General features: G+C 33.4%; 18 protein-coding genes and 13 tRNA genes. 2 read left to right on the top strand and 29 right to left on the bottom strand.

Annotated elements, in window-relative coordinates; genetic code table 11:
- Positions 1-3 precede the first annotated feature (3 nt).
- The 14 genes from BG262_RS10150 to BG262_RS10210 all read right to left on the bottom strand — a co-directional run bounded on the left by BG262_RS10150 (position 4) and on the right by BG262_RS10210 (position 13,398).
- Positions 4-375 carry a VOC family protein gene (locus BG262_RS10150; RefSeq protein WP_083312981.1) on the bottom strand — a complete coding sequence of 124 codons (372 nt, stop codon included), beginning with the start codon at positions 373-375 and terminating at the stop codon, positions 4-6.
- Positions 365-2,986 carry an alanine--tRNA ligase gene (gene alaS, locus BG262_RS10155; RefSeq protein WP_070788789.1) on the bottom strand — a complete coding sequence of 874 codons (2,622 nt, stop codon included), beginning with the start codon at positions 2,984-2,986 and terminating at the stop codon, positions 365-367. The genes BG262_RS10150 and alaS overlap by 11 nt, the downstream gene beginning before the upstream one ends.
- A gap of 35 nt (positions 2,987-3,021) precedes the next feature.
- Entirely contained in the window at positions 3,022-3,534 is a 513-nt protein-coding gene (locus BG262_RS10160) for an LURP-one-related/scramblase family protein (RefSeq protein WP_070788790.1), read from the bottom strand.
- Positions 3,535-3,738: 204 nt separating this feature from the next.
- Positions 3,739-4,674, bottom strand: coding sequence for a peptidylprolyl isomerase (locus tag BG262_RS10165; protein ID WP_070788791.1), 936 nt, complete (start codon positions 4,672-4,674; stop codon positions 3,739-3,741).
- Between the two features lie 188 nt (positions 4,675-4,862).
- Complete coding sequence (locus tag BG262_RS10170; protein ID WP_070788792.1) at positions 4,863-5,573, bottom strand: O-methyltransferase; 711 nt, start codon at positions 5,571-5,573, stop codon at positions 4,863-4,865.
- Positions 5,566-7,374 (bottom strand): oligoendopeptidase F, encoded by a 1,809-nt coding sequence (pepF, locus tag BG262_RS10175; RefSeq protein WP_070788793.1) that lies wholly within the window; start codon positions 7,372-7,374, stop codon positions 5,566-5,568. The genes BG262_RS10170 and pepF overlap by 8 nt, the downstream gene beginning before the upstream one ends.
- Before the next feature lie 38 nt (positions 7,375-7,412).
- Positions 7,413-8,390: a competence protein CoiA gene (locus BG262_RS10180; RefSeq protein ID WP_070788794.1), complete on the bottom strand. Its 978-nt coding sequence runs from the start codon at positions 8,388-8,390 to the stop codon at positions 7,413-7,415.
- A gap of 64 nt (positions 8,391-8,454) precedes the next feature.
- The gene (locus BG262_RS10185) at positions 8,455-9,543 is read right to left on the bottom strand and encodes a YdcF family protein (protein ID WP_158006675.1); all 1,089 of its coding nucleotides are present in this window, start codon (positions 9,541-9,543) and stop codon (positions 8,455-8,457) included.
- The gene (gene ispG / locus BG262_RS10190; RefSeq protein WP_070788795.1) at positions 9,527-10,630 is read right to left on the bottom strand and encodes a flavodoxin-dependent (E)-4-hydroxy-3-methylbut-2-enyl-diphosphate synthase; all 1,104 of its coding nucleotides are present in this window, start codon (positions 10,628-10,630) and stop codon (positions 9,527-9,529) included. The genes BG262_RS10185 and ispG overlap by 17 nt, the downstream gene beginning before the upstream one ends.
- A gap of 174 nt (positions 10,631-10,804) precedes the next feature.
- A complete protein-coding gene (locus BG262_RS10195) occupies positions 10,805-11,539 on the bottom strand; it encodes an amino acid ABC transporter ATP-binding protein (RefSeq protein WP_070788796.1) in 735 nt (244 codons plus the stop codon).
- Positions 11,536-12,222: an amino acid ABC transporter permease gene (locus tag BG262_RS10200; RefSeq protein WP_070788797.1), complete on the bottom strand. Its 687-nt coding sequence runs from the start codon at positions 12,220-12,222 to the stop codon at positions 11,536-11,538. The genes BG262_RS10195 and BG262_RS10200 overlap by 4 nt, the downstream gene beginning before the upstream one ends.
- Before the next feature lie 102 nt (positions 12,223-12,324).
- Positions 12,325-12,459: a hypothetical protein gene (locus BG262_RS10985; protein WP_267887011.1), complete on the bottom strand. Its 135-nt coding sequence runs from the start codon at positions 12,457-12,459 to the stop codon at positions 12,325-12,327.
- Positions 12,460-12,547: 88 nt separating this feature from the next.
- Positions 12,548-12,928 carry a DUF4430 domain-containing protein gene (locus BG262_RS10205; protein ID WP_070788798.1) on the bottom strand — a complete coding sequence of 127 codons (381 nt, stop codon included), beginning with the start codon at positions 12,926-12,928 and terminating at the stop codon, positions 12,548-12,550.
- Positions 12,925-13,398, bottom strand: coding sequence for a hypothetical protein (locus BG262_RS10210; RefSeq protein WP_070788799.1), 474 nt, complete (start codon positions 13,396-13,398; stop codon positions 12,925-12,927). The genes BG262_RS10205 and BG262_RS10210 overlap by 4 nt, the downstream gene beginning before the upstream one ends.
- Before the next feature lie 101 nt (positions 13,399-13,499).
- Here BG262_RS10210 and BG262_RS10215 point away from each other — a divergent pair, with 101 nt between their 5' ends.
- Together BG262_RS10215 and BG262_RS11085 are read left to right on the top strand one after the other, a co-directional pair.
- The gene (locus BG262_RS10215) at positions 13,500-14,396 is read left to right on the top strand and encodes a diacylglycerol/lipid kinase family protein (RefSeq protein WP_070788800.1); all 897 of its coding nucleotides are present in this window, start codon (positions 13,500-13,502) and stop codon (positions 14,394-14,396) included.
- A gap of 838 nt (positions 14,397-15,234) precedes the next feature.
- The gene (locus tag BG262_RS11085; RefSeq protein ID WP_478210318.1) at positions 15,235-15,405 is read left to right on the top strand and encodes a hypothetical protein; all 171 of its coding nucleotides are present in this window, start codon (positions 15,235-15,237) and stop codon (positions 15,403-15,405) included.
- A 130-nt stretch (positions 15,406-15,535) separates the two neighbouring features.
- Here the strand turns inward: BG262_RS11085 and BG262_RS10220 are convergent, their stop codons facing one another.
- The 15 genes from BG262_RS10220 to BG262_RS10290 all read right to left on the bottom strand — a co-directional run bounded on the left by BG262_RS10220 (position 15,536) and on the right by BG262_RS10290 (position 19,791).
- Positions 15,536-16,363: a transporter substrate-binding domain-containing protein gene (locus tag BG262_RS10220; protein WP_070788801.1), complete on the bottom strand. Its 828-nt coding sequence runs from the start codon at positions 16,361-16,363 to the stop codon at positions 15,536-15,538.
- A 103-nt stretch (positions 16,364-16,466) separates the two neighbouring features.
- On the bottom strand, positions 16,467-18,455 hold the full coding sequence (gene uvrB / locus BG262_RS10225) for an excinuclease ABC subunit UvrB (protein ID WP_070788802.1): 1,989 nt from the start codon (positions 18,453-18,455) through the stop codon (positions 16,467-16,469).
- Positions 18,456-18,567: 112 nt separating this feature from the next.
- A tRNA-Ser gene (locus tag BG262_RS10230) sits at positions 18,568-18,655 on the bottom strand.
- A 53-nt stretch (positions 18,656-18,708) separates the two neighbouring features.
- A tRNA-Ile gene (locus BG262_RS10235) sits at positions 18,709-18,782 on the bottom strand.
- A 33-nt stretch (positions 18,783-18,815) separates the two neighbouring features.
- Positions 18,816-18,886, bottom strand: a tRNA-Gly gene (locus BG262_RS10240).
- A gap of 9 nt (positions 18,887-18,895) precedes the next feature.
- Positions 18,896-18,968 (bottom strand) — tRNA-Phe (locus BG262_RS10245).
- Between the two features lie 11 nt (positions 18,969-18,979).
- Positions 18,980-19,053: transfer RNA gene (locus BG262_RS10250), tRNA-Ile, on the bottom strand.
- Positions 19,054-19,073: 20 nt separating this feature from the next.
- Positions 19,074-19,147: transfer RNA gene (locus BG262_RS10255), tRNA-Met, on the bottom strand.
- Positions 19,148-19,164: 17 nt separating this feature from the next.
- Positions 19,165-19,238, bottom strand: a tRNA-Pro gene (locus BG262_RS10260).
- Positions 19,239-19,260: 22 nt separating this feature from the next.
- Positions 19,261-19,334, bottom strand: a tRNA-Arg gene (locus tag BG262_RS10265).
- A 14-nt stretch (positions 19,335-19,348) separates the two neighbouring features.
- A tRNA-Leu gene (locus tag BG262_RS10270) sits at positions 19,349-19,434 on the bottom strand.
- Positions 19,435-19,447: 13 nt separating this feature from the next.
- A tRNA-Gly gene (locus BG262_RS10275) sits at positions 19,448-19,519 on the bottom strand.
- Between the two features lie 6 nt (positions 19,520-19,525).
- Positions 19,526-19,598 (bottom strand) — tRNA-Thr (locus tag BG262_RS10280).
- A 35-nt stretch (positions 19,599-19,633) separates the two neighbouring features.
- Positions 19,634-19,715 (bottom strand) — tRNA-Leu (locus BG262_RS10285).
- Positions 19,716-19,718: 3 nt separating this feature from the next.
- Positions 19,719-19,791, bottom strand: a tRNA-Lys gene (locus BG262_RS10290).
- Positions 19,792-19,864 lie beyond the last annotated feature (73 nt).

Consider the following 19,864-nt stretch of genomic DNA (forward strand, 5'->3'; position numbering starts at 1 on the left):
TTATTAATCTTCGATTACAGCAAAATATGTTCCTTCAATATCTGCAAAATTTGTAACTCTTACACCGTTATCAAATGTCATAATATCACTTGTTTGACCACCAGCTGCTTCAATTTTTAAATTAAGAGCTTCTAAATCAGATGAATGGAAAAGTACTGAAGGTTTATTGTCAGCAACTTCTGGCGACATCATTCTTACTTGCTCTATATCATATAAATTAAAGATAGTATTACTGTCCAATGTTGGTTTAATAGTAACCAGTTTAGCTCCTGAAAAATCTTCAGTCTCCGTTACGATAAATCCAATAGCATTCCAGAATGCTGCACTAGCTGCAACATTCTCCACATAAAGCATTACTTCCGTATTATTGTTCAATTGTTTGTCCTACTTTTTCTAGCAGTTCTGAAATACCAGCTGCATTTGTTCCACCTGCCATAGCCATATCAGGTTTTCCACCTCCACGGCCATCAATAAATGGTGCTAGAGCTTTAACCAAGTCACCAGCTTTAATGTCTTTATCTTTGCTTGATACTAGTAAGTTTACCTTGTCTCCAATAGCTGCCACTAAAACTAAAACTTGACTTGCATCTTTTTGTTTCCATACATCAGCAAGATTTCTAAGAGCTCCTGCATCCTTAACTGATACTTGCTCAGCAATATATGACACGCCATTTGCTTCTTTAACATTTTTGAAGATTTCTTCTGATTGGCTTGTTGCAAGTTTAGCAGAAAGACTTTCATTTTCTTTTTGCGCTTGTTTAAGTTCTGATTGTAGATTTGTTACTTTATCAACTAGCACTGAAAGTTGAGGAGCCTTAACCTGACTAGAAATTTCATTAAGAATTTTTTCTTGATCCTTAAATGTTTCATATGCTTTTTGACCAGTTACAGCTAGGATACGACGAGTTCCTGAACCAATTCCCTCTTCCTTAACTATTTTGAAAAGTCCAATTTCACTTGTATTACCAACATGAGTACCACCACAAAGTTCAACTGAGAAGTCACCAATGGTTACAACACGTACTTCTTTACCATATTTTTCACCAAATAGTGCCATAGCACCCATACCTTTTGCAGTCTCAACATCTGTTTCAATTGTATTGACATCAATTGCATTCCAAATCTCTTTGTTAACAAGTGTTTCAATTCTTTCAAGTTCTTCTGGAGTTACTGCAGAAAAATGAGTAAAGTCAAAACGTAAGAATTCTACTTCATTTAATGAACCAGCTTGAACTGCGTGATTTCCAAGTACTTCATGAAGTGCAGCATGTAGAATATGAGTTGCAGTATGGTTTTTAGTAACGCTATTACGACGCTTTGTATCAATTTCAAGTGTATATTTTTGACCTTCAACTAGTTCACTAGCTAATTCAAGTGTATGAAGATGTTGTCCATTTGGAGCACGTTGAACATCAACTACATTAGCTACAACTTGCCCTTCACCATCTTTAATCACACCATAATCGGCTACTTGTCCACCCATTTCAGCATAGAAAGGTGTTTCAGCAAAGATTACTTGTCCATAGTCGTTAGTAGATTTAACACGTTCATCATCACGTATAATTGCAATTACTTCAGACTCCAAAGTTGATTTATCATAGTTGAATACAGAAGTATCTATAAGACTAGATAAAACTTCACTTTGTGCACCCATACTACCACCTTTAACAGCACTAGCACGCGCACGCTCTTGTTGTTCCTTCATAGCGGCTTTAAATCCTTCATGGTCTATTTGAAAACCTTGGTCCTCAGCAAGCTCTTCAGTTAATTCAACAGGGAAGCCGTATGTATCATAAAGTTTGAAAATATCTTCTCCAGATAGAGTATCTTTTCCATCAGCCTTAAGTTTTTCAAGCAAATCTTCAAGTAAACTTGAACCTGCATCAATTGTACGTGCAAAAGTTTCCTCTTCACGTTTAACAATTTTTTCAATAAAATCTTTTTTCTCAGAAACTTCTGGATAATAAGATTCCATGATTCGACCAACAGTTGGAACTAATTTATAAAGAAAGGCATCGTTAATTCCAAGTTTACGACCATGCATTACAGCGCGACGAAGTAGGCGACGAAGAACGTATCCACGGCCTTCATTTCCTGGTAAAGCACCGTCACCAATTGCGAATGCAAGGGAGCGAATATGGTCAGCAATAACTTTAAAGCTCATATTATCCCCATAAGGATCATATTCTTTACCTGATAATGCTTCTGCTTCACGAATAATAGGCATAAACAAGTCTGTTTCAAAATTTGTTGGAGTTTCTTGTACAATAGAAACCATTCTTTCAAGTCCCATACCCGTATCAATGTTTTTATGAGGAAGTTCTTTATATTCACTACGAGGAATAGATGGATCAGCATTAAATTGGCTAAGAACAATATTCCAGATTTCGATATATCGATCATTTTCAATATCTTCTGCTAGTAATTTCACACCAACGTTTTCAGGATCATATTTAGTTCCACGGTCAAAGAATATTTCTGTATCAGGTCCACTTGGTCCTGCACCAATCTCCCAGAAGTTATCCTCAATTGGAACAAGATGACTAGGATCAACGCCTAATTCAATCCAACGATTGTAAGAATCAGTATCGTCAGGATAATATGTCATATAAAGTTTGTCTTTTGGAAAATCAAACCATTCTGGGCTTGTTAATAACTCATATCCCCATTCAATCGCTTCATCACGGAAATAATCTCCGATTGAAAAGTTTCCAAGCATTTCAAACATGGTATGGTGACGAGCTGTCTTACCAACGTTTTCAATATCATTTGTACGGATTGCTTTTTGAGCATTTGTAATACGTGGATTTTCTGGGATTACAGAACCATCAAAATATTTTTTTAACGTTGCTACACCAGAATTAATCCATAGTAAGGTTGGATCATTTACTGGAACAAGTGAAACTGAGGGTTCAACCGTATGTCCTTTACTCTTAAAGAAGTCCAAAAACATTTGACGAACTTCTGCTGATGACATTTTTTTCATTATTTATATCTCCTATATGTTTATTATTAATTTTTTTAATTTCCTGAATTCGAAGAGCTTGATGCACTTCTACTTGACGCTTCTTGTTCTTTCACATAATCTATTGCAATGACAAGTGAAATTACTACATCTGAGTATTTTTCATCATATACCTGTATATCATATGTTGAAGTGAGCTTAAACCATTTTTGACTAATACTAGCTACTTTTTTATTTCCTTCGAGAAGAGAGAAATTCATATTCCACCAGTCTCCTTTGACAGAAAGACCTAAACCATCAATTTGATAACTTGATTTGAAGAAAGTAAAATCTTTTTTTATTCTAAAATTTTGTCCATTAGCCAGAGATACATCGAATTTTGGTAAAAATTGAAATATTACCTTTGTAATTGTTGATACTCTATTTCCAAAGGAATCAGTAATTATAAATTGTTTGGGTATCTTCATAAATGAACCATTAACATAATAATTAACGGCTCCATATTGATCAGTAATTTCAAATTTCCCACCGATCGACCAGAATCTTTGCTTAATTCTATACTCTTTCATGTGAATTTTCTCCCAATCTAAAAAGAAAAAACTCCACTGTAATGAGGGGCGAAAACCGCGGTACCACCCTCTTTTTACAATGAAGTTTCATTATCTCGTATTGTTTGATAAAAGTGTTTTCTCACCTTATAGCTTTTTTAAGCCGCACAAGTTAATTGTCTATTTTCACCATCTAAGACTCTCTGTATAATCAACTTTTTTTAATTATTTTTCACTAGTATCAGTAGCATCAGTAGTATATTGTGATAATGCATTACTGAAAGCTTTTTCTTTAATTGTAACATTGTACTCTTTTAGAAGATTACCGATTACTCCTGTTGTAAACTTAGAATCAGATTCTTTTTCATTCTTAATTGCTTTTTCAAGATCACCTTTGTACTTGTTCATATCGTTACCTTTTTTGCTATTTTTTTCCATTTTAACAATATAGTAACTTGAAGCACCCGTTTGATTTGAAACAGTAATAATATCGCTTACTTTTCCATCTTCAAGTTTAAAGGCAGCATCCTTAACTTCTGTTGGAAGTTCATTTGAATTTGAATCAAATTTAATTTCCCCACCTTTGTCTTTATCAGGACCTACTGATTTTTCTTTTGCAATATCTCCAAATTTAGAGTCATCTTTCTTAACTTCGTCTAGAACTTCTTTTGCAGTTTTTTCGTCTGAAACTTGAATTACTCTGGCAGTAACTTCAGGATGGAATTTATCCCAAGCAGCTTTCATATTTGCATCAGTATATTCTTTTTTAACTGCTTGATCAACAGCATACTTAACTAAAAGGTTAGTCTTAATTGATGATTTATATGATTCCTCAGTCAAACCTGCTTGAGCTAAAGCAGCTGAAAATTGATCACCATATTGCTTTTTAGTTTTGTCATATTCGGCATTGACTTCTTTATCGCTTACTTTACCCTTATATTTATCTTCCAAAACATCATCTAAAACTAATTGTTGAACAATCTGAGTACCATTTGCAGAAGTATTATTTTTTGCTGCATTGTAGAAATCAGTAACTCGAATAGTGTTACCTTTCATAGTAACGATGTCAGTATTAGTTGATGAATCTTTTTGACCACATGCTGCAAGACTTACCATTGCAAGTGCAGTTGCTGCAGTTAAAGTAATTTTTTTAAAGTTCACAGTAATTCTCCTTTTTCTCTATAACGAGTTTATTATATCACAAAATCTTAAATACTTCTTAAAATGATAAATATAAAATTTCAAAATAATTTTTTAAAATAGAATATATAAATTCAAAAAATTAACATTTCAATATAAGACCTGGATTCTAATTATAGACATTCTAATTCAAATAGCTTATAGAAAACTTAATCAAGACCTAAGTCAACATTTTCCTCATTTTTACGAATCATTAATATTCCATCACTCATTGGAATTAAACTTGCTGTCAGTTTTTCATTATTAAGTACAGCATCGAATAATCTATTTAATCCTCTATGAATTGTCCTTTGCCCTCTTCTAATATCTTCAATGGGACGAACTACATCACCACCCTGAAATACATCATCAATGATAATCACGCCACCTACATCAAGCTTTTCCAAGATGTAAGGTAAAAATACTATGTATTTTGACTTCGCTGAATCCATAAATACAAAGTCAAATTTATCATTAATCCTAGGTAGAACCTCTTGTGCTTCACCTTCTAAAAGAGTAATCTGACTATCTTTATCAAATTTTGAAAAATTTTCTTTAGCAAAAGCTATCATTTCAGGGTTTCGATCTATTGTTGTAATCTGAACTCCAGGGACAGATTCTTTCATCAAAAGTGCTGAAAAACCAATTGCAGTTCCAATCTCCAAAATCTTCTTAGGCTGGATAGCTTGTAAAAGAAATTGAAAGTAAACAACTGTTTCATGTGGAATAACGGGAATATTCTCACGTTGAGCAAAATCTGCCAAGTCAGCTAGATAACCATCTAGCTGCTTTTGATTTGTTCGTAAAAAATCTACTATTTCTTCTTTAACAACAGGGCGACGCATGTTGCGATTGCTTCGTTCCCCGTATGACTTAACCATTTAGATGTGCTCCTTTAGCAACCAACTCTTCTAGCTCAGTTAAACGAGTTTCAAAAACCTTAAAAGCTTCATCAAGATAGACTGAATTAGTCATATCCACACCTGCTCGAGCAATTACATCAAGTGGATAATCACTATTTCCAGCTTTTAGATAATTTAAATAGTTTTCTTTGTCTTGTTCAGTTCCATGAACAATTTTTTCAGCTAAGTAACTTGCAGCTGCAAATCCAGTTGAATATTGGAAAACATAATAATTATAATAGAAATGAGGAATGCGTGCCCATTCATATTGAATTTCTGGATTTTCTTCTTTTGAAATACCGTAATACTTCTCATTTAAATTAGCATATAAATTATTCAAGAATTCACTTGTTAAAACAGTCCCCGCAGCATCTGCTTCATGGATATCATGTTCAAACTCAGCAAATTGAGTTTGACGGAATACTGTACCACGGAAACCGTCAAGATAATGGTTAAGAATAGCAAAACGAGTTTTATCATCTTTAATTTCTTCAAGTAAAGTTTCAGTTAATATATTTTCATTAGTTGTTGATGCAATCTCCGCTAGGAAAATTGAATAATCACCATACACATATGGTTGATTTTCCCTAGTAAAGGTTGAGTGCATACTATGACCCATTTCATGAACTAAAGTAAATAAGTTATCTAATGTATCGTGCCAGTTTAAAAGCATGAAGGCATTAGTATCGTAAGAACCACCTGAATAAGCACCACTACGTTTCCCTTTATTTTCCTCAACATCAATCCATCTCTCATCAAATGAACGTTTAACACGCTCTAAATAATCTGGACCAAAAATTTTAAGTGTATCGATTGTTTTATCAACTGCTTGATCATAAGTAAATTTATAATCAAGATCAGAGAGAGGAGCATACATATCATACATTTTAAGATCATCGATTCCTAAAATTTCCTTACGTAAATTAACATAACGATGTAAAAGAGGTAAATGTTTATTAACACTTTCAACTAATGTATCAAAAACACTTTCAGGAATATGATTTTCAGCAAGTGCCGCAGCTCTAGCTGAATTATATTTACGAGTTTTTGCTTGGAAGTTATGCACTTTAACATTAGAACCTAGAGTCTTAGCATACGTATTTTGGAATTGATTATAAATACTGTAAAGAGCTTGGTAAGCATTTTTTCTAATTTCACGGTCCTTATTTTCCATAAATGAAATATAATTACCATGTGTTAATTGAACAGCATTTCCTTCTGAATCTTTGATAGTTGGGAAAATAATATCTGCATTATCAAGAATTTCAAAAGTCTCAGCAGATGCTCCAAAAATTTCTCCGGCACCAGCTAATAATGCTTCCTCAGCAGATGAAAGAACATGAGCTTTTTTACTTAATAATTTTTCAAAGAAATGTTTAAAATCGTTAAGTTCAGGTACTTTAACTTTAAATTCAGCTAATTCATCCTCAGTAAGAGTCATAAATTCTGGCTCATAGAAGGCAAAAGTTTCACCATATTTAGCATATAAAGCTGTTGCTTTTGCTTGTAATTCTTGGTACTTCGCTACTGTAGTATCTTGATCGTTCTTCATAGAAGCATAGACATAAAGTCTCTCAACACGTTGAGCGATAGCTAGTTCAATCTTTGTAGTAGCAAGTAAAGATGAAGCTGAGTCTGTTAGATGTCCAGCTAATTTCCTAGCTTCATCAAGTTCTTTAGAAACCGCCTCGTACTCAGCATCCCAAGCTTGATCAGTATCAAAAACACTAGTTAGATCCCATTTTCTATCTTCAGCAATTTCATTTCTATTTTTTGCCATAATAATCCTCTATCTTAATATTTTAAAATTTTGTCATTTTACATTTTACCATAAAAAGCAGGTGGGTACATCAATTGTCGACCACTTTTATCTCTTAATTTATAATATTTTATAAAATTCTCATAATAATGGGATAAATCCCTATTTATCTGTAAAAAACTGCTATGGTCACTTTCATTAATTAGCCACCTGTAGTAATTAAAACCAAGAGGAAAATATTGCACAGGATAATTTTTAATATCTCTTAAACTTAACCCTTTTTGGTAATAGAGTCCAGCAATTTCCATCCACTTGCCATTTTTTCGACGTAAATTCTGGCTTATATATAACTCCATGTCAGAAATTTTCTTTCCTTCAATTACTTCAGATTTTTGTTTCCTATATGGGAAACGCAATATATCTAATAGATTTCCTTTAAAAAAAGGGAATATTTTTTCTTTATAAATCAAGTTTCCTTTTAAATCCTCATGAATTAAATATTTTAGGACTAGACATTTTTGTTTATTACATAGTTCCCAGTAGTAGAAACCACAATTCATCGAAAAATATAAAAAATTCATATTCAATTTATTAACTTTTTTATCCAAGTGTAATTTCTTTCCCAAAAGCCATAAAACAGAACATCCAATTTTCTTATATGATAAGGTTCTTTCACTTAAACGTTTAAGTGAAAGAGAGCTACACTGTACTTCTAATGCAATATTTAATTCCACCATGATATCAGCTATTTGCATAATTTCTGGCAGATAATATTCAACTTGCGCATAAGTATCATAGTTAAGCCACTTGTATAAATCCATTTTCAGTTGCAAATGCTCCTGACTCTCATTTTCTGAATAAAACTCGCAATTTTTTAATGATTTATGAGCAAAGTGCCTTGCTCTAATATTTCCATTTTTTAGGACAACTTCTCCTTTACAACCTGGACAGAAAAGTTTCCTCTCCTTAATAGATTCAATGTTATCATCTTCTAATAAATTTATTATTTTCCCCGATAAATATTCAGCTGTTAACATGATAATCTCCTTTATTATTTATACGTTTTTATAAAAGAAAAATACCATCCTATGGATGGTAATGTTATGCTGCATTTCTTGTAATATAGTTTGTAAATAGAACAAGTAATATATTCAATATTAAAATAAAAATAAGAAACTTAAGATGTTTTTTCTTATTACTGTTTAAAACGGCAATAAATTCACGAATAAATGCGGGAATTCTATAATACATTGCTGTCTTACTTCCAATACCCTGAGCATTTAAGCCTAATTCTCTGGCAAATAATGCCGCCCTAAAAACATGATACTCACTTGAGAAGAAAAGAAATTTTTCCCCAATCACTTGAGACTTCTGTTCAATAATTCTTGAAGAGAAAACTAAATTCTCATAAGTAGTTTTACTTTTATCTTCCAAAATAGTATAGTCTTCTGGATAACCCATATTTTGAACTGCATAATTTCTCATAGCAACTGCTTCAGGAACAAGTTCATCTGGTCCTTGACCACCAGAAAAGATAATTTGAGCTTTTTCTTGTTGTTTATTTGAATGATTTACAGCAACTTCAATTCTTGATCCTAAGAGCTTACCTATTTGATCACCATTAATTAATCCAGCTCCTAAAACGACAAAGTAGTTAGATTTAGCACGTTTCATGAGCCATCCATAAATTACACTTGAGGCAAAGAAGACGATAAACTGCCAACCAATGTACATAATTAAAATAGGATATACATAAGTTATAATTTTCAAATAGTCATATTTTGGAGGTAAATTGCTTATTTTGCTAATAATTTTACCCATCAACCAAAAGGCCAGAAAACTTAAGGGAAGTAAGAGATTTGCTATACTATGGCTTTCTCTGCGCCAAACTTTAATACTTTCAACAATAATACCGATAAAAATAACAACCGAAAATATTAAAAACCCCATAACAAGAGTGATTGCTTCAATAATAAGCACACCTTCTGGTATGACACCTTGACCATTCAAATATAAAAGCAAGAGGTTGATACTAACAAAGATGAAGAAGGCCGAAAAGATTCCCCATCGACCTAGCTTCAAAGTGCGTGGATCAGTTCTAATCAAATTGATAAAAACCGTTAGGCACACAATCATTGGAACGACTGAAAATAAAATTATATAAAAATATGGATCACTCAGCATCTTCATGTAACTTACCCGTCTCCTGATAAAGTTTATACATGGCATCTATCTCTTTTTTGAATTCTTCAAGCATGACTTCTTCAGGTACAGTCTTAATAATTTTTCCTTTTTTGAAAAGCATACCTTTTCCGTCTCCACCTGCTAAACCAATATCTGCTTCACGCGCTTCCCCTGGACCATTTACACCACATCCAAGAATAGCAACAGTTATTGGTGCTTTGATATTAGCAATATATTTTTCAAGTTCTGCAGCAATTGGAATTAAATCAATTTCAATACGCCCACAAGTTGGACAAGAAACAAGAGTTGCTGCATTGTCAATCAAATTAAATGATTTTAAGACCTCACGTGCAACTTTTATCTCCTCCACAGGATCTGCAGAAAGTGAAATCCTCATTGTGTCGCCAATTCCAAGTGAAAGCAATGCTCCCATTCCAGCTGCAGATTTGATTGAACCAGAAAATAATGGACCTGATTCAGTAATTCCCAAATGAAGTGGGTAGTCAAATTCTTCAGCTGCAAGTTGATAGGCTGCAAGTGCAAGTTCAACATTTGAAGCTTTCATTGAAATTATTATATCGTGAAAGTCTAAATCTTCAAGAATTTTTACATGTTCACGCGCACTTTCAAGCATTCCCATTGCAGTTGGATATCCATACTTTTTAAGGAATTTTTTTTCAAGCGAACCGGCATTAACCCCGATACGAATAGGAATATTTTTTGCTTTACATGCCTCTACGACTTTTTGTACACGATCTGCACGTCCAATGTTTCCCGGATTGATTCGAATTTTATCAACACCTGATTCAATTGCTTGTAAGGCTAAACGATAGTCAAAATGGATATCAGCCACTAGAGGAATCGAGATTTGTGCTTTAATATCCTTAAGGGCAAGAGCTGCTTCCATATCAGGAACCGCAACGCGTACTATCTGACAACCAGCTTCTTCAAGTTCATGTATTTGGGCTACAGTAGCCTCCACATCCTGAGTTTTAGTAGTACACATTGATTGGATGATAACTTTATTACGACCACCAACCACAACATCACCAACCAATACAGGTCGGGTATTTCTTCTATGAGTTAAAGACATATAGTCACTTCTTTCTTTTTTAAATCAGAGTTCATTTTATCATACTTTTTAAAAAAAGATATTAAAATCACTCTATTCAATTTTAACTGATATTCATGTTCTTTTCAATCTATCCAAAAAAAAGACCGATACAATCCATATAAACAGATTCCTGTATAAGTCTTTAACTATAAATTATAGAACTTTAGATAAGAAATCTTTTGTTCTTTCTTCTTTTGGATTTCCAAATATTTCCTCTGGACTAGCTTCCTCAATAATATGTCCTTGATCCATAAAAAGAACTCGGTCAGCTACTTCTTTAGCAAATCCCATTTCATGAGTCACTATAACCATGGTCATTCCCTCTTTAGCTAATTTTTTAATTACAGCTAATACTTCTCCAACCATTTCTGGGTCCAAGGCACTTGTTGGTTCATCAAAGAGCATCACATCTGGACCCATAGCCAATGCGCGTGCTATAGCAACACGTTGTTGCTGTCCACCTGATAAACTCTGAGGATACGCATCAGCTTTATCAGCTAATCCTACACTTTCAAGTAATTTTAAAGCAATATTCTCTGCTTCAGTTTTTAGCATATTTTTATTTTTTATAGGAGCTAAAGTCAAATTATCTAAAACATTCATATTTGAAAATAGGTTGAATGATTGAAAAACCATACCCATTTTTTCACGGTACTTAAATATATCAACCCCTTTACCAGCTAGGTCTACACCCTCAAAAATAACCTGACCCTCAGTTGGGACTTCCAGCATATTCATAGTACGTAAGAATGTTGATTTTCCACTACCAGAAGGACCAATCATGACAATCACTTCACCTTCAGAGATTTCAAGATTCAATCCTTTAAGAATTTCATTTTTTCCAAATGACTTATGAAGATTTTTTATTTCAATTATTTTCCTACTCATTTAACATACCCCTTTGACATTCTCTTCTCTACAAGATTTAAAAGCTGACTCGTAACAAAAGTAATCACTAGATAGAAGGAACCGGCAAATAGTAGTGGCTCAAGTACAATGTATGTTGTACTTGCAGTTGTTAATCCACCATTATAAAGCTCCATAACACCTATTGTTGACAAAAGAGAACTATCTTTGATAATTGTCACAAATTCATTGCCAAGAGATGGAAGACTTGTTCTAATTGCTTGTGGTAAGATAACACTCTTCATAGCCTGATTAGGACGAATTCCTAATGAATATGCAGCCTCTACTTGACCCTTTGGTACTGATAAAATCCCACCACGAATTATTTCTGCTACATACGCCCCACTGTTCATACTAAGAATAATAATTCCAGGTACCAGACGCGAAAGATCAACATCTAGTATTCCAAATGTAAAAGTTGGAAGAAAGTTCATTTTAACACTTACAAAGAAAACCATAATTTGAAGAATCATTGGTGTTCCACGAAAAAGTTCAATATAAATATTTGCTAACCATCTCAATGGTTTAATCTTTGATAATTTAGCTAGTGCAAGTAAAATCCCAAATATCGTCCCTAAAAAAACTACTATTACAGAAATCCCAATTGTGATAACTGTTCCATCAGTAAAGTAAGGTAGGAATTTTGGAAGAAATGAAAAGTTCATGTATCTACCCCTTAATATTAATTAATTTTTATTTATTATAACATATTTTATGTATATTTATACAACGTTTTGCATTTTTTTCATAAAATAAAAAGAAATTATTCATTTCTTCATATCATTATCAATTTCATTTTCATCTATTTGATCGAAAATAAATTTCCCTGCTGCAATTGTTGCTACGGTTAGGACTGTTGAAAGGACTAATGACTTAGTTGCTTCTTTAATTATTCTATTCATGTTTAAATCCTCCTATTTAACATAAATATACTTTTAAATCTTATAAAATGCAATTTTTTAGTTTAAAAAAAATCCTTACGGACTTTTTTTACATACTACCAAGTTCAAAGTATATCTTATCACCATCTTTTAACTCTTGCTCACCAGCTCCCTTATTAGCCATCTCACCGTTTAACTTATATAACCAGAACTTATTAGCTGACTCATCTTGCTTTACTCCATCAATCGCCGTGATGAATCCTTTACTCTCCTCCACTTGAACCTTTTCTCTTAAAACAGTAATTACTGTTGAATCAGCATTGATAGGAATATCTTTAAATTCTTTTGTATTTTTCTCATCAAATTTAACAGTCAGACTTACTTTACCAGTCTCTTCTTTATGTTTATCTGATTCAGATTTCTTATTAGAACAAGCTACTAAACTGATAACAAGAAAAAGTGGCAAAATTAAAGCAATTATTTTTTTCATATTTTAAACCTTTCAAATATATTATAAATTAATGGATAAAAAATCACAGTACTTACTGCATGCATCATATCAAATCCAAGTCCTGCCATATAGAACGGCCAGAAGCTAGCACTAAAAATGTATGTAGAAAACAATGATATTATCAAACCATAAAGCATCGTCACTATCCCTGCAAGAATCATTTGATAGACTATTTTTGTCATATATTTATAAGTAAGATTCCAAATAATCATTATTACTGCGAAAGAAATGATTTGAAATAGAACCATAATACTCATTCCCATATATATTCCAGTTATAATCATAGTAAGAATCATGACTATAATAGAGTCATATATTCCCCAAAAGACGATTGTGACCAAAAATAATGCTGTTATTGGTTTTATGTTAGGAAATTGTGCAAATGCAAATCTCGATACTACTGCTATTGCTACCAGTATCGAAATGCGAGAAATTTTTTTCACGTCCATTTAATAATTATACACAAAATAATATATTAATTGCAAGAAAAATTATAATATCATGAAAAAAATTAACAAAATTATTTACTTTGTGTGATATAATTTTGAATATGAAGTATTACTTATTAATAAACCCCACATCAGGTGGGAACAAAGGACATAAAGTTGAAAAAACTTTATGTGATTTTCTAGATAAAAATAGAATTGAATATGTTAAGTATATTAGTCAAAGACCAAAACAAGAAAAAGAACTCGCGAGAGAAATTTCTAAAGTTATAAATAAAGAAGATACATTAATAATTATTGGAGGAGATGGAACTTTATCAAATGCTGTAAATCAATTGCCAGTTGATTTACCTTTCGCGTACATACCAGCTGGTAGTGGTAATGATTTTGCAAGCAGCTTGAATATCTCAAAAAATCCAATTGAAAGTTTCAAACAGATACAAAAAAAACATATGGAAGATTTTTATATTATTAAATATGATAGCCAAAGTCTTTCAGGATATGCAATAAATAATATCGGGATTGGACTTGATGCTGCGATAGTTCATTCTACAAACTCCAGTAGTTTAAAAAGTATATTTGCCAAATTAAATCTGGGAGGTTTAGCTTATCTTTCTAATGCTATAAAAGTGCTTTTTAGAAAGAAACCATTTGATGTTAAAATTAATAATAATGAATTTAAAAACGCATTTTTATTAACAGTAACAACTCACCCATACTTTGGAGGAGGCTTTAAAATTGCACCAAATGAATCTTCTTTACAGAATAGTTTAACCCTAGTAGAGTTGCCACGAATAAGTTTGGTTAAAATATCTAAAATCATTCCCCAATTATTAAAAGGAAAGCACTTGGATAATAAAAATGTTTACCATACAACGAATAGATCTTTTCAAATAGAAACTTCTTCACCACAACCAATTCAAATTGATGGCGAAATGTTTCTTGCAACACCAAATGAAACAATCAAGATGGAGACTCAAAAAAGAGTCATAATTAAGTAAATAAAAAAGTTGACTCAGGGAACGAGAACTAACCTAGTAAATTGAGACTCAATAAAAGAGTACCTTGTATGAAATTCATGTAAAAATGAAAATCATACAAGGTGCTTTTACTATGAAAAGAATTATGCACAGCTATGATACGAAATTACGAACTATAGAAATGAAATAAGAAAGTTATACTACTAGGGAAATTAAAAACAAGACTCAAATTGAAACTTGGTACCGATGGTTTCGAAAAAAAGGATTATATCTCCTAAAACTCAAATTATCTAGATGGCAGATAGAACTTCTAAAAAAGTACAAAGTTTTGGAAGAAAATTGGTTCCAGAACAAATTATACAAATAATTGATGAATACAGAGAAGTTATATAAGGGAAAGACATATTATCTTTATTTGATATACCTAAATCTACTTGCTACAAATGGAAAAAGACTAAACAGGCTAAGAAACCAAATATATATAATTTAGAAATAGAGATTATTGAGTTAATTAAAAAAAATAAATATACTTATGGTTATTGTAAAATCACTAGTCAAATTAATAAAACTAAAAAAATATGCAAAACTTTAACCTACAATGTCGAGTTAAAGTTAAAAATCAAAGAACTGCGTATCTCAACAAATTGTGGTTAATAATATAATTTGGAGAAATTAGTTACAGATAAGTACTGCATACCTTTCAAAAATGGTATGCAGTACTCATCATCAATTAAAGACTTGTATAATGTGAAGATCATAGCTTATAAGGAAAATCTACCTTTGTGTCCAACACTCTGACCAGTATTCTTTGTATACATCTAAGTATTACCAAAAATTGGATAAAAAGAAAAACATTACCATGAGCATATCTAAGAAAGGCACACCCACTAATAATGCTCCAATAGAGTCATTTCACTTCTCACTAAAGTCTGAAACATTCTATCTAAACTCAGAACTAAGTAATTCTAATTCCGTTGTATCACAAACTATGATAAACTATATTAAATTTTACAATGAAGAAAGAACATAAGAAAAGTTAGGATACTTATCTCCGATTGAGTATCGAAAAATAAATATACCTAACTAATGTTCTTTTTTTAAAGTCCAACTATGCTGGCTCAATCCTTATTATTCAGAGTTTTTTTATTTAAAATAATATTTTATTCAACTTGCTTAGCTTCTTTTGCTAAATCATAGTTATCTTTAACACTCTTATTAATTGAGTCATCTTTTTTAAGATCAGCAATTATTTTATTTACTTCTTCTTGAAGGGTCTTACTACCTTTTTCCATCGCAATTGCGTTACTTTCCTCATCATCTGATTTGAATGTAATATCTTTTACAATCTCTAAGTCACTATTGGCATCTACGTAACTTTCTGCGACCATATTATCTAAAACAACCGCATCCACAGTACCATTTTTAAGTTCATTAATCATCGCACCTGACTTTGGAAGTGAGACTAGACTCGCATCTTTAATCTCATTCTTCACTAAATCTTCTTGAATACTTCCTTTTTGTGCTGAAACTTTAGCCCCTTTGAAATCAGCAATTGATTTATATTTGTCTGAATTTGACTTTTTAATTACAATTACATTCTTAGTCTTATAATATTCATCAGAAAAATCAAATGCTTTTCTTCTCTCAGCAGTCGCAGTTAAACCGGAGATTGCCAGATCAGCTTTCCCGCTTGAAACACTTGCAAGAACATTACTAAAATCCATAGTATCAATCTTAACTTTAACACCAATTTTTTCACCAATTTTATTCGCTAAATCAATATCACTACCTACAACAACATTTTTTCCATCTTTAATCATTTGAAACTCAAATGGAGCATAATCAGGACTTAGTGCTACTATAAGCTCTCCTTTATCTTTTATCTTTTGTAATGACTTATCATTATCACCAGAGCTACCTTTGCTTCCGCAACCTACCAAAGACACAAGTGCTAGTGAAGTAATTATTGCTGTAAATATTTTTTTCATAATTTCTCTCTTTTCTGTATATTATTCTTTTTATATTTATAATTATACATGTAAAAAGAATAATTGTCAATAAAAAAGTGAATAAATATTCACTTTTTTTGATTTAATCCATCGCCTTTATTTCCATAATTGTATCTCTAATTTGTGCCGCAAGCTCGAAATCAAGGATTCCCGCAGCTTCATTCATTTGTTTTTCAAGTTCTTTTACAGCATCTTTACGTTCTTTTTTATTCATTTCTGAGTAATCAATAACTTCTTCTTCACCATCCTCAGTTTTACGTGTGATTACAATGTTATCTCTAATTTCTTTGATAATTGTCTGAGGTGTAATACCGTGCTCCTCATTGTACTCCATTTGAATTTTTCTTCTTCGAGCAGTTTCACTGATTGCTATTTCCATACTATTAGTCATTTTATCTGCATACATAATAACTTTACCTTCAGAGTTTCGTGCAGCACGTCCAATTGTCTGTATCAAACTTCTTTCACCACGAAGAAAACCTTCTTTATCAGCATCTAAAATAGCAACTAACGATACCTCAGGCACATCAATACCTTCACGGAGTAGATTTATTCCAACTAATACATCGAATACACCCAAACGCAAATCTCTAATTATTTCAGTACGCTCGAGTGTCTTAATATCACTGTGAAGATATTTAACTTTTATACCCATTTCTTTAAAGTAATCTGTTAAGTCTTCTGCCATTTTTTTCGTTAAGGTAGTAACAAAAACACGTTCATTTTTATCAACACGTTCATTTATTTCTCCAAGTAAATCATCTATTTGACCCATTATTGGTCTTACTTCAACAATTGGATCTAATAAACCTGTAGGTCTAATAATTTGTTGAACAATGGTATCTGTCTGTTCAGCTTCATAAGGTCCAGGTGTTGCAGATACATATACTACTTGATGAACATGCTCCTCAAACTCCTCCAGTCTCAATGGACGGTTATCTAGAGCAGAAGGTAGTCGAAATCCATAGTCAACTAGCATTTGTTTACGTGATCTATCTCCGTTATACATCCCTCTAACCTGTGGCATTGTAACATGTGACTCATCAACCATTATCAAAAAATCATCAGGGAAAAAATCTAAAAGAGTGTACGGCGGTTCTCCTTCTGCACGTCCTTCCATATGACGTGAATAATTTTCCACCCCATTTGTATATCCCATTTCTCTTAACATTTCAATGTCGTAGTTAGTTCTCTGCTCTAGACGTTGAGCCTCTAAAAGTTTTCCTTCTTCATTAAAATGTTTAAGTTGTACTTCAAGCTCATTTTGTATACGAGAAATCGCTTCTTCCATATGATCATCGTTGGTAACGAAGTGAGTAGCAGGGAAAATAGCTAGGTGGTCAACTTCACCTAAAACATGTCCTGTTAATGCATCTATTTCTCTTATTCTATCAATCTCATCACCAAAAAATTCTACTCTAAACGCATGTTGATCACGACTCGCCGGAAATACTTCAACAACATCACCTCGTACTCTAAATCTACCACGTTGGAAATCAATATCATTTCGTTCAAATTGGATATCGACTAAACTATTTAACAATTTATCACGAGAAATTTCTTGACCAGGTCTTAACGAAACAACACTGTCTTGGTATTCATTTGGATTTCCTAAACCATAAATGCAAGATACTGAGGCTACCACAATAACATCATTTCGTTCAAGTAGTGAAGAAGTAGCACTATGACGAAGCTTATCAATCTCATCATTAACTGAACTATCTTTTTCAATATATGTATCACTTGATGGTACATATGCTTCTGGTTGATAGTAATCATAGTATGAAACGAAATATTCCACAGCATTATTAGGGAAAAATTCTTTAAATTCACCATATAATTGTCCCGCTAAAGTTTTATTATGCGCAATGACAAGAGTTGGTTTATTAACTTTTTGTATAACTTGGCTCATAGTATAGGTCTTACCAGTACCAGTGGCACCTAGTAAAATCTGAGCCTTCTCACCATTTTCAATCCCTTCTACTAATTCTTCTATTGCTTGAGGCTGATCACCAGCAGGTTCATATTTTGAATGTAATTCAAATTTATTATTTTCTATTCTATCTATCATAGTTCCTCATTATTTATCATAATTATATCTATTAACTAAAGTTGCAATCCTTATTATATTCTACCTTTTTAAAACAAAAAAAGCTATTGGATTAACTATCCAATAGCAGATACGGAGAAGAAGGGATTCGAACCCCCGCACCGGTTTCCCGGTCTAACGATTTAGCAAACCGTCCTCTTCAGCCTCTTGAGTACTTCCCCATGAGAATATTATAACAAATATCTCTTTTCACTTCAATAAAAATTGAAGCTAGTGGGCACAAGTGGACTCGAACCACCGACCTCACGCTTATCAGGCGTGCGCTCTAACCAGCTGAGCTATGCGCCCTATATAAATATTGTATGAACTAAAATAGTTCAAAGCGGGTGACGAGAATCGAACTCGCGACAACAGCTTGGAAGGCTGTAGTTTTACCACTAAACTACACCCGCTTATTAAAATGGCGCGAGACGGAATCGAACCGCCGACACATGGAGCTTCAATCCATTGCTCTACCAACTGAGCTACCGAGCCAACAAAAATAATGGACCTTGCAGGACTCGAACCTGCGACCACTCGGTTATGAGCCGAGAGCTCTAACCAGCTGAGCTAAAGGTCCTACAAAGTAAAACTAAAATATAGCGGCAGAGGGGATCGAACCCCCGACCTCCCGGGTATGAACCGGACGCTCTAGCCAGCTGAGCTACGCCGCCATTTGATAAAATATCAATCGGGAAGACAGGATTCGAACCTGCGACACCTTGGTCCCAAACCAAGTACTCTACCAAGCTGAGCTACTTCCCGTGTTATTAATATATTGTACCAATGCACCCTAGAGGATTCGAACCTCTAACCGCCTGATTCGTAGTCAGGTACTCTATCCAGTTGAGCCAAGGGTGCTATTATTTAATTAATGCCGAGGACCGGAATCGAACCGGTACGGTGATCACTCACCGCAGGATTTTAAGTCCTGTGCGTCTGCCAGTTCCGCCACCCCGGCTAAGGTGTTTTAAAGCGAACGACGAGGTTCGAACTCGCGACCCCCACCTTGGCAAGGTGATGTTCTACCACTGAACTACGTTCGCAATTGATGCCGGCTACATGACTTGAACACGCGACCCTCTGATTACAAATCAGATGCTCTACCAACTGAGCTAAGCCGGCTACCTATCAGGTTTAAATTGGCTAAAACCTAATCATGCGGATGAAGGGACTTGAACCCCCACGCCGTAAAGCGCTAGATCCTAAATCTAGTGCGTCTGCCAATTCCGCCACATCCGCGTATGACCCGTGCTGGGCTCGAACCAGCGACCCATTGATTAAAAGTCAATTGCTCTACCAACTGAGCTAACGAGTCGTCATACTATTTTTTTTGAACTTATATTCGTTCAAACGGTCCCGACGGGAATCGAACCCGCGATCTTCGCCGT

This window comes from Floricoccus penangensis (genome assembly GCF_001832885.1).
GTDB lineage: Bacteria > Bacillota > Bacilli > Lactobacillales > Streptococcaceae > Floricoccus > Floricoccus penangensis.